Here is a 10970-nt window from a genome sequence, read left to right on the forward strand (position 1 = left end):
CTAAAATAAGTAAGGATTCTTTATTATGTCGCTAGAAAACGCGCCAAAACATATAAAACTTGCCGTTGACCTCATCCAACTACTTGAAGAAAGCCAACTACCGACAGAAACAGTGATCAAAGCATTGGCAATCGTACAACAAGATTTTCAACGTAAACTTGGAACTGAAACAACAAACAACGTTAGTTAATTAGTCACTCATTAGTGAGTAAGACCAATAAGCAGTAATTGTTATCAGACAAAGTTCCAATCTATTTTGCAATTGTAACGGCGTAGTCCCCTGTTACTAATTCTTCCACAAAGCTCGACGGATTACTTTTATTACAAAGTAAATATACCTGCTGACGAGCCCGTGTTAATGCCACATAAAATAACCGGCGCTCTTCTGCATCAGGAAAACCAGACACATCAGGCTGTAATATCATCGCAAAGGGGTGGCGGGATTTATGACAAGGAAAGCCATGCTCGCCTGCTTCCATCGCTAACACTACTACATTATCGGCTTCTTGCCCTTTCGAACTATGCACCGTCATGGCTTTGATGGCTAACTGAGGGTATTGCGTGGATAACACTGTCAGTGTCTTATTATCCGGTAATTGAAAATTAAATCGAGCGAGCAATAACACTGATTTTTGCTTGCCTTCGCCTTTAACACTCGCGGCTATTTGCTTTAATTTTTTTTCTAACAGTAACCTTGCTGCATCATCATTTTTTTTATTTTCGCTACGCTTATTGTCACTAACCTGATAGTAATTAACCTGTATACAGGCTTTTTTTGCTTTGCTATATGTTGTTATTTTCTTATTCATTTGCTCTGTGTTTACCATCACAAAGCCGCTCGCAACAGCACTAATCTGGTCATTAAAGCGGAACGTAGTATCGAGTGGTAATGTACTCGTCATACCAAAATAATCACTAAAGCGTGTTGTAACCGCGATATCACTGCCTGCAAATTGATAAATAGCCTGCCAATCATCACCAACACAGAATAATTTACTATCATCATGTTGCGTCTGTAACAGCCTGACTAGGCTCGCTCGTGCTTGAGATATATCTTGAAATTCATCGACAAGAATATGCAGCCAAGGTGAACTAAACTGCCCATTACTCACATAATCACTTGCCTTGGTGATCATCTCATCAAAATCAATCTCATTATTTTCCGCTAAATTCGTCTGATAGTGTTCAAGTAATATAACGACGACTTCATGTGTTAATGCCGCAAAATCACTATCAGGTAACGCACTTAACCTTTTTTCAGCGCGCTCTGTGCGGGTATTTTTATACTGCATCGTTAATTCGACAAGTTGGGTTAGCAGTTTTTTATACCCACCTTTTCCTGCTAATAATCGCGTAACTTCTTGTTCATGTTTTTCACTCGGTAACTTGCCTAACCAAGCCACATAGGCATAACAATATTCACTAAACAATGCATTAAAGCCAGCATCCATCAGCAACGTCGCGATGGCCTGCTTAAAAAATTGTTGTTTCGCATTATCACTGCTCGCTAGCTTACTGATTTTCGGCTTATTCGTTTCAACTTGCTTGATAATATCTAACGCTAAGGCATGAAATGTTTTTACTGTGATCCTCGCGTTTGGAAGTCGCTCTTTTAAACGTATTTTCATTTCTTGTGCTGCGTCCTTTGCAAACGCCAATATTAAGATCGTATCAGCCGTAGCTTGCTGTGACTCTAATAAATACGCACAGCGCCCTAACATGACACTGGTTTTACCACACCCAGCGCCCGCTAATACTAAGTTAGCATCATTAGCGACAATACAGGCATCGCGTTGCTTCTCGGTAAGTGGGTGTGTTTCAAGCCTATCAAATAGGGTTTTATAGTTTTGTTTTTGCTTGTTCATTACAGCTTGATTATATTTATCTAAATTTTCGACCTGACTTTGCTGCCAAAAACGTAAATGTGCTAAGGGTAATTTAAGAGCCGCTGGGATCTTATTAATTTGCGGTAATATTTCAAACCAATCAGCCCAAGGTAATAACCATGTCTGTAAAGCCAACCATTTTGAATGGGAAATATAGCCCTGCTCAATCACTTGTGTGAGCTGTTGATACAGTTCGAGGATCTCGGCTTCTTTCCCCTCTAATGCACGAAAATACAACTCATCAATTAACCCTGTAACCTCAGCCTTATCAATACCATTTAAACGAACACGCTGACTTTCCCAATTAAGTACTAAGGTATCAAAAAATGAACCACGGAAATGCTTTAGTTTAGGTTCAAACGTAGTCCAAGGATAGTGATAGGTTTGTTGCCGTTTAGTGGTAAACACAGCACCCTCGGGACAAAACGATAATGTACGGCAATTTGCACCAAATAACTGAGCAAAAGTAGAAAAAGAATAATCAGGCAATGCAGATGAACTCGATAAAAAATAATAGAGAAAACATAGCACAATCATTGGTATTATTTAATACGTAGACTTAACTTTATCGGAAATTTTCAACTTTCTTAACCAGCCTTGCTAAGATCGGTCGCCGCCAATTTTTCAGATAGGATCTTAGCTAGCGCCACGTTCATCGACAATAAAATATATAAAGGCCAAGTAAAGCTCTGAGTCAAAAAGGTACCAGCCACACAAAACGCAACTAACCCTGCAAAAATACCATCATTACAGGTTACAATCGTATTACGTTCACTCACAACTAACACACGACTACTCACTTCTGTCCGCCATAATTGTCTAAATATCACAATAATAAGTGCAATGAACAGCGCTAGACCTACAAATCCAGTTTCACCTAAAACCTGAAACCACGTACTGTGTACCGCGTGGTTTTTTCCATCCCAGAAAGGACTAAACAAGTAATAATTAAGGTAAAAATTATTTACCCCAACCCCTGTCAGTGGGTTTTCTACCGCCATCTCCCATGATGCGATCCACGCATAAATCCGCCCCATGGTTGATTCATCAATTCCTTTTTCTACCGCACCTCCAGACGTACGACCTGAAATACCCGCCATCACCACTAAGATAGGTAGTAATAGTGCACCACCCGCTAATACATATATCTTATTCTTAATTCGCTTAACAGCAAAATACCCAGTCACCGCCATGATCCCCATCAGCCCACCACGACTTTGCGTAGCAATAATCGCCCAAAATAAAATAACGTAAGCCATTGCTAGTAATACCCGATGCAATTTACCAATATTAGATTGCAACAGATTTGATAAAGTAAAAGACATGGGGAACAGAAGTACTAACGCTAAGTCATTAGGATCACCAATTAATGAGCCAAATTCCCGTGAAATTGTCACTCGTGTACCTTCAACTAGACCAATACCTTGTAGCTTATTATTAATCGCTTTGAGCCCTACAACAGCCCCTGCCCCCACGTATAAATAAGTCGCAATACGAAAATGGTAAATAGTACGAACCAACCAGCAGATCGCAATTGTCATTACCCAAACTTTAATGATTACATCAGAAAAAAGCGTAAATGCAGCCTGACGGTTATACGCAAATGCGATACCAAATGCAGCCCACCCCAGAAACAAGCATACAAATGTCAGCTCTGTTGACCAATAAACCTTAATTCGATTAGTCAAATAGATATGCCAACCTAAAACAAAAAATGACATGAGAGAAAACGCCAGCGGAATACGCAACGGGATCAGTACCGGAAAGGCTTCGTGTATACGAAAATAAGAAAAAATAACAAAGGTAATTACAATATAAAATGGGATCTTCAGTAAGCTAATCAAAAACATTGGCGTAACAAGAAATACCACAGGCACTAACCAGTTTTTAGTCTGATACCACAATAGGCCAGTAACAAGGGTTAGCATGAAGCTTAAAAATATTTGTAAACGCGGATTAACCGTATGCAGATCTATCATTAAACATCCCTGCTTATTGACCTCATTGTCTAAGTAAAGCAGGGATATAAAAAAGTGAAGTTAACAAAGTATAAAAATATGGTTTTTTTGGAGCCGATTAGATCAGAACGATTGGTTTACAGACGAGAATACGACTGAATCTGAGCTTCACTTCAACTGTTATAGTCTAATATTCGATATAGTTATTGTTAACTTGGTTATATATTTAATGACAAATAAAATACCGCTTAGTTTATCTAAAAGTCGAATATACTTAACTATTTCTATTTTTTTAATTTTAACATATTATATTTACATCATTGTAGATACAGCATCTTTAGGTAAAACTTTAAATTATTCTAATATAAAGTATATAATTGGGGTTCTACTTAAAGCCAGCATTAGCACTCTCTTCATTTTGATTTTATCTTCAACGTTCAAATTTAAATATCTAAACTTATTTTTATTTGTCATTGTCAGTATCATTTCATCAGCTATTCTATTTGTTAAAATTCAATATGGTAGCTTTGAACTTGGTAGTTATATCAGTATCATGGAAACAAATACGAAAGAAACTATAGAGCTATTTCATTCTATTGATATCCCATTCATTGTGTTTTTTCAATTAATTATAACTCCGTTTATTTTATTTAGACTAAATCAATACCTAGGAGGTTTTAAAGTCAGTTTAGTTCTTATTCTGGCCCTAATTTTATTAATTGGTTTATCCTCATCACAAGCCAAGAATAATTCAATATTTTCAGTGTCTCTAACGGGAGAGGTTGTACTGGTCCCTATGAGTAGAGCCTATTACATTTTATTTAATATGCCTTTATTAAAGCCAATTGCCCTATCACAATCCTATTCAAAGTTGAAAAAAATTGAAAACAGTCCGATCAAAGCAGAATGGGAAAATATCATAGTTTCAAATTCATCCAATAAGAAAAATTATGTCGTTATTATTGGTGAATCTGTGCAAAAATCATCTTTATTCTCATATGGATACCATAGAAATACGACTAAACCTCTAAAAGAAACAAATGGTATGACGTTAATTTCAGATCCAATTGCGCCAGCCCCCCAAACCGGCATGGCCTTAAGTAGAATTTTAGCCATCAATGATAAGCTAAATATTAATAACAACTTGAACATTATCGACTTAGCAAATCTTTCTGGTTTTAATACATTCTGGTTTTCTAATCAAGGTCAGATTGGGATATACGATAGCCCTATCACTAATATTGCGAAAAGAACAGATTTAACCATATTTCATAATAAGAGTTATGAACAAGCAAATTCTGATTTCGTTTTAATCGAAGATTTAGAAGCGCATTTAGATGGTAATTCAAATAATGTATACTTTCTTCATATGATTGGTTCTCATTTCGATTTTTGTGAAAGAACAAAAAATGCAATCAAATTAGAAGATGCTTATAGAGAGCAATTGCAAGATGAGCAAAACTGTTATGATGATACGATCCTAAACACCAGCATTTTTATAAATAAAGTAGTTTCTCTGCTCGAATCTACCTCTTTAGATTATGAGATCATCTATTTTTCAGATCACGGACTCGTGGATATAGAAAGAAAACCCTATAAATCTCATGGTGTGGGGAGTTTATTTCAAAGAAAAGCACTTGAAGTACCACTTATATTTATCTCAAGTAGCAAGACCAGCAGTGACATGCAAAATACAACATATTTCATGAGAGATTTCCCACACACTTTCGCAGAATGGTTAGGCGTTACAGCAACACAAATTGATTATACTAAATCAGTTTTCCACCCAAGAATAAAGCAAGAAAAATATGCGTTGAATGACTCTTCAGAAATAATATACTTTACCAAATAGAGATACCTAAACATAGCGTGTCTAGGCAACGAAATTATATCGTTCGCACGCTATCTCATCATATCGTTGTCGATTTATCGTTTTAATAAACGGTGTAACTTATTATTAACCTTCAACAAAAACACCGAATAAAGCGACGCGATTGTCAAAAACAATAAACACAATACTATGGTTATTAATTCATTGTTTATCCCACGGGCCATACTCTCCCATGGCGTTCTTAAGAATCCATTAACCAAAAATAACGGCATCGAGATAGTGCCAAAAAACATGCATGTTTTGAATACTAAACTGCCCTCTTTAATGTTTTTCAATATGAAGCTAAAAATAAAGAGCAAGATAATACAAAAAAAGAAATGACTCACTAAGAAGGCATACTCATTAAAATTGCCAGCGGCGAATGCTAAAATTGACACGCCAAACAACCAATTTGGTAAGTTAACTGGCTTATCCTGCGCGAAATAAATCCCTAAACACAATACTGGCATGTGGCCAATAACGGTAATAAAAACACTGACATTGCTATATAGATAACCGTTAGTCAGCAACGAAATAGTGATACTGACTAAACTTATAGCGATTAAAAATATGTTTCCAAATCGTTTGAACATCGCCAATATAAATGGAAATACTAAATAAAATTGAAAAATAAACGATAAAAACCACCAAGGGCCAACTAACGATAAACCTTGATATGGATAAAAGTTATATAGCAGAGATAATTTAAAAATAAGAGGTTTTGAAAGAGGGATTAACCATTCGGTAAACCCTATACCCTTATAAACAACATTAAAGGTGAACATAAAAATAAAATATGAAACGATTGCGAGTAAAAACATCGGATAAATTTTCACAAGGCGACTAATAATAAATTTTATATATAACAGCTTATTTTCATTTTTTGCGTACTTTTTCATTAAGCCATAAGCACTTAAAAAGATAAATATCTGCACCCCAAAGTGGCCAAAGTAACTAAATAGTGCACGAATAATACCAGCGGGCTCAGTTAATAAAATATCAAATAAATTGAACACTTTTCCCGAGGTAAATTCCATTTCATTTTCACTAGGGGTAGGAAAGCGATGCATGAAATTATGAATAGCAATCATTAAGATACCCAAACCTTTTAAGATATTCGAATCTACCTTAGTCATGCCATTCCAAATCATATATTTATTCCTTTTATAATTATAACGAGTCGAATTATATTTTTAACTATAAAACCACAATCATAAACCATACAAAGGCAGCAAGGCAGAGGCTCACAAATACTGCTGCAGAGCCTATATCTTTAGCGCGACCACTTAACTCGTGGTATTCGCAGCCAATGCGATCAACCGTGCTTTCAACTGCAGAGTTCAATAACTCAACAATCAACACTAATACTAGGGTTCCAACCAATAAAATTTTTTCGACATTAGTCACATCTAACATAAAAGCGACAGGCGTAAATATCAGTAATAATAGTAATTCCTGTCTTACCCCAGACTCATATTTAATCGCTGCACGGAGCCCCTTCATCGAATAACCAGTCGCTTTAAATATTCGCTTAAAACCGGTATAACCAGGTTTTCCGCTTTGGTGATTTATAGGGGGGGATTGCTTCATGAATATCCTGAATAAAATAAGTTAAATAATTGGGACGGGATACAGCAGCTATAAAAAATTGGCCATTCGCTTAGGACGCACTGGTATTTATCCATATCGTTTAGTCTGATTAATCATTGCACTATATTAAAATGATAGATCATTTATGTTGTTAGAACATATTAAATATACTTTTAGCTAAATAGAAACTTAGTAATACTTGTTACCAACAGGAATATCGTGGTGGCTATCAATTAAAAGGATGTTACAAACAGGGACAAAGTTGGGGGGAGAGCCTGCTCTAGACAGGCTTAATATTAAATTAATTTGTATCGCCGGCATCAAATACCAGTTTATATACTAGCCAATAATGCCTATTTACTCTCAATCGCCAGTGGTATTTCTTCTAACGTCATGGTGCCTTTCGTGACACCATCTGCCAGTTTCAAATATTCACGGGTAAAAATAGGGCGGAATTTATCGGCGTCCATCGCCATATAATTGTTTAATTGGCGGTATAGAGTATAGACAAAGTTATCACCCGTCGCGGCACGTTCCGCGGGGCTCTTACGTTTAAATTTAAATAAGCGTTCATAGGCTTTATCGTGATCGGAATGGCCCATTAATACGATAGACTCACGCATGATCATATCCGCAACCACAGGTAAACTAGGCGGAAAGTCATAAGGTAAACCATTGCTGCGGCGCAGTGTTGGGATCTGCTCTGCGACCTTGATAACCGCTTCAGGCGCATATTTAGAAAATGTCAGCTTCCAGATATTAAATTGTGCCGAATCGTAATCATAATTAAATGACGGAAAACTACTTGCAAGCATGGTGTACATAGTTGCAATCGCTTCGGTTTGTGGCTGAGATAAATTAATTGTTTGTTCCATACACCCTACTATCAAAATTTAGTGTTTTAAGATCCATATAGGCACTATCACTATATTAATACATTAATCATCGTCACTATCAGTAAAGCCCGGATCGATGAATTGTGGTGGCAATGTTTTTAATGGCGCTGGCGTTACCGTGCGTTCATTCATCTGTGGTCGTGATTGTCCGCCGTTTTGCGCGGTCATGCCAACCGTCAACTTACTAATGCCCATATCAGCTAAGGCTTTGTTTAAATTACTGTCTTTACGACTTGCTTTCGATACATCTTGTTTGCCATTCAGGGCTAATGATATCAAGCTATGCACGCTAGTATCATCTTTAAATAATAGCCCAAACGCAAAGTTAACAGATTGATAATAAGGGTCTATTTGTGCACCATCAATCGCTAATTTAAGGTCGGCTTCGGTAAAGACTTCCAAACGTAATATGAGTCTGTCACGTTGCTCTGCGGTCATGCGTAAATTAATGCCGACAGCCGTTTGCGTGCGTTCAAGCCAATAACTAAAGATCCGTAACGCGGGAGAATCAGCTTGGCTAACTTCCATACTATCCGCTAAACTAATCAGGCTCTCAATGTTACCGGAGTTAGTAAAAATATCATTAAAATTACGGCCTTTGTTTACCAAATCACGGCGGTGATCAACACCATCAACAGCACGCTTAAGTTCGGTAATAGAATGCAACATTAGCAAACTATGTAGTTTCTCAAAATGCGCTTGTTTTGGTGCAATATATTGCGACATCTGTAAGCGTTTAGAACTAAACCAATAGTCATAAACTTGCTTAATGTCCGCCATCTTTTGTGGGTCTTGCCTAATCTGATGATAGCTCGGCATAAACCCACTTTGATTCTGGATATGACGAACACCTTGACGGCTTAGCGTTGGCTGAAAAGGCTGACGCGCTGCAGAGGACGGATTGCTCACAGACTGAATACTGGATGGTGCATTCACTCTATTCACTGCTGATACATCTTTAATATGTTGTAATTCAGAGCTATCAAGCTCATACCAGTCAAAGGCAGAGTTACGGCTATTAAGTTGAATACAGAGCACCTTGATATGTTCAATAGTAAAACCTTGACGCATAAATTCATCACAGCGCACACGGAATTTACTGTTATTGAAATTCAAGCGTTTCTGAGAGTACTCAGCCACCAAATCAAATACTTGCTGGAAATATTGTAGACTTGGATCAGGCGCAGATACAGGCACCTCAACTTGTTCTTTAAAGTCTTCATACATAATGGCGTTGTTGATGTACAAACCAGTATCATCTTGCTGAAGATAGTTTTTATTAATCAGTTCAGTAATGCTATGCTGTTTATCTGATTGCAATGAGAAACGCGAAAAATCCGCAATGCGATCTTTATTCTTTTTGCATAACATCCATACTAATAAGCGAAATGCAGCATCAGAAAGTGATGATGATTGCGCGATATGATCGGGCACGATAAAGTATGTGCTCTCCATTTTTCTATTCATAACTGTTTAACACCACAATGCCATATTTAATTACAACTGAGCAATACGCTAATCTAAAGTCTACCATAGAAGACTTACTTGCACCTTTTGATTCCTTTGCTTTTTCAGACTTTGTTACTGTGAACCCTGTACCAGCGCTGACAGTAAAAAAAGCAGACCAACTGGTGACTGCTCAAGGTTATGAAATTACATTAGATCTTTTGGAACAAAGTGACGAGCGATATATTATCGAAGCGTATTATGATATCACTGATAACAAAAATATCTATGCAATAAATGAATACGCACAACCAATCAACTTATTAAAAAATCCGGGTTTTACCCGTATTTGTAGTATCTGTAATACCACGACTAATCGCAGTCAGGGTCTTATCTTCAGTCATCCGCAGCAAGGTGATTTTTGTGCTCATTTAGCCTGTGTAAAAAAACGCCTGCCCGAACTAATGCCATTTGTTAATTATTTACAAAAACTACCCGCGTTAATTAGTCATCTCGATCAACTGCAAAGCAGTGTCTTTAGCCAAGTTTATTCATCCGGTGCCCCACTACGCTTATATTTAGCGATTGTTGAAGATGAAATTCGCCAACACGGCTTCGTCAGTAAACAGGATGCAATCCAATTCCATCATAACTTTAATCACGCAACTTATAAAAAAGCAGCCCAACGCTATCAAAAATCAGCTTATCCTAAAGACCTCAGTTTTGAGTTTGTTGAAAAAGCGATTTTGTATACCAAACAAATGAAATCCACCAGCTTAAACGACAAATTAAAACAACTGTGTGGACAAAGTGTACTGGCAGAAAATGAACTGGCAACAGCGACTTTAATTATTTCAAACTATATCGTGAATAACCAAGGTTTGTTAAGCCATCAATCACCATTAGCAACCGACAAAAAACTCGCATTACATAATGACGGTAGTAATATTAGTGAGGCATTACGCTTAAAAGGCAAGCTAGGTGATTATGTACGTTGCCGTATTACGGTAAATAGCTGTAAATACCAAATCGTCACCAAACGCTACGATATACGCGGTAAAGATGATACCGGCCGTGTGGTTCAGTTCAATCACAGCCAAGCTGTTACTGAAAAGTCATACATTTATATTAGTGGCTTTATTTCTAAGTTTTATCAAAATCAATACGGCTATACGATCTCGGTATTGAAAGGGGTTAAACTGTTATCTGCTTAACGTTATCACAAGCAACTCGACCTAATGCCTCGCTGCGCATAATCCTATAGAGATCATCTATTTTATAAGATCTAGCTCGCAATAATTTGATTTCTATTACTAATGCCTCT

Annotated in this window: 9 protein-coding genes; 3 read left to right on the forward strand and 6 right to left on the reverse strand. The window is 37.0% G+C overall.

The annotated features are described in order from the left end of the window. Nucleotides 1-25 precede the first annotated feature (25 nt). Nucleotides 26-190, forward strand: coding sequence for a pleiotropic regulatory protein RsmS (rsmS, locus tag HWV02_RS15400; RefSeq protein ID WP_211672305.1), 165 nt, complete (start codon nucleotides 26-28; stop codon nucleotides 188-190). A 61-nt stretch (nucleotides 191-251) separates the two neighbouring features. Here rsmS and HWV02_RS15405 read toward each other — a convergent pair whose 3' ends face one another. Further along, the gene (locus HWV02_RS15405; protein ID WP_211672306.1) at nucleotides 252-2423 is read right to left on the reverse strand and encodes a UvrD-helicase domain-containing protein; all 2172 of its coding nucleotides are present in this window, start codon (nucleotides 2421-2423) and stop codon (nucleotides 252-254) included. Between the two features lie 50 nt (nucleotides 2424-2473). Next, nucleotides 2474-3865, reverse strand: coding sequence for an O-antigen ligase family protein (locus HWV02_RS15410; RefSeq protein WP_211688572.1), 1392 nt, complete (start codon nucleotides 3863-3865; stop codon nucleotides 2474-2476). 208 nt (nucleotides 3866-4073) lie between these two features. Here HWV02_RS15410 and HWV02_RS15415 point away from each other — a divergent pair, with 208 nt between their 5' ends. Further along, nucleotides 4074-5696, forward strand: coding sequence for a phosphoethanolamine transferase (locus HWV02_RS15415; RefSeq protein ID WP_211688574.1), 1623 nt, complete (start codon nucleotides 4074-4076; stop codon nucleotides 5694-5696). 74 nt (nucleotides 5697-5770) lie between these two features. Here the strand turns inward: HWV02_RS15415 and HWV02_RS15420 are convergent, their stop codons facing one another. From HWV02_RS15420 to HWV02_RS15435, 4 genes are all read right to left on the reverse strand, one after another. After that, the gene (locus HWV02_RS15420) at nucleotides 5771-6850 is read right to left on the reverse strand and encodes an acyltransferase (protein ID WP_255550398.1); all 1080 of its coding nucleotides are present in this window, start codon (nucleotides 6848-6850) and stop codon (nucleotides 5771-5773) included. Nucleotides 6851-6911: 61 nt separating this feature from the next. Next, a complete protein-coding gene (locus tag HWV02_RS15425; protein ID WP_211688578.1) occupies nucleotides 6912-7304 on the reverse strand; it encodes a diacylglycerol kinase in 393 nt (130 codons plus the stop codon). A gap of 353 nt (nucleotides 7305-7657) precedes the next feature. Continuing rightward, nucleotides 7658-8179 carry a hypothetical protein gene (locus HWV02_RS15430; protein WP_211688580.1) on the reverse strand — a complete coding sequence of 174 codons (522 nt, stop codon included), beginning with the start codon at nucleotides 8177-8179 and terminating at the stop codon, nucleotides 7658-7660. 63 nt (nucleotides 8180-8242) lie between these two features. Further along, entirely contained in the window at nucleotides 8243-9667 is a 1425-nt protein-coding gene (locus tag HWV02_RS15435; RefSeq protein ID WP_255550399.1) for a hypothetical protein, read from the reverse strand. Nucleotides 9668-9684: 17 nt separating this feature from the next. On the opposite strand from HWV02_RS15435, the gene HWV02_RS15440 reads away from it, so the two are divergent. Then, complete coding sequence (locus HWV02_RS15440) at nucleotides 9685-10860, forward strand: hypothetical protein (RefSeq protein ID WP_211688582.1); 1176 nt, start codon at nucleotides 9685-9687, stop codon at nucleotides 10858-10860. The last annotated feature ends 110 nt before the right edge of the window (nucleotides 10861-10970 follow it).

Source organism: Moritella sp. 28 (genome assembly GCF_018219435.1).
Lineage (GTDB): Bacteria > Pseudomonadota > Gammaproteobacteria > Enterobacterales > Moritellaceae > Moritella.

Coding starts and splice junctions, on each gene's coding strand:
- rsmS (WP_211672305.1), top strand. CDS start 26: ATGTCGCTAGAAAACGCGCCAAAACATATAAAACTTGCCGTTGACCTC.
- HWV02_RS15405 (WP_211672306.1), bottom strand. CDS start 2,423: ATGATTGTGCTATGTTTTCTCTATTATTTTTTATCGAGTTCATCTGCA.
- HWV02_RS15410 (WP_211688572.1), bottom strand. CDS start 3,865: ATGATAGATCTGCATACGGTTAATCCGCGTTTACAAATATTTTTAAGC.
- HWV02_RS15415 (WP_211688574.1), top strand. CDS start 4,074: ATGACAAATAAAATACCGCTTAGTTTATCTAAAAGTCGAATATACTTA.
- HWV02_RS15420 (WP_255550398.1), bottom strand. CDS start 6,850: ATGACTAAGGTAGATTCGAATATCTTAAAAGGTTTGGGTATCTTAATG.
- HWV02_RS15425 (WP_211688578.1), bottom strand. CDS start 7,304: ATGAAGCAATCCCCCCCTATAAATCACCAAAGCGGAAAACCTGGTTAT.
- HWV02_RS15430 (WP_211688580.1), bottom strand. CDS start 8,179: ATGGAACAAACAATTAATTTATCTCAGCCACAAACCGAAGCGATTGCA.
- HWV02_RS15435 (WP_255550399.1), bottom strand. CDS start 9,667: ATGAATAGAAAAATGGAGAGCACATACTTTATCGTGCCCGATCATATC.
- HWV02_RS15440 (WP_211688582.1), top strand. CDS start 9,685: ATGCCATATTTAATTACAACTGAGCAATACGCTAATCTAAAGTCTACC.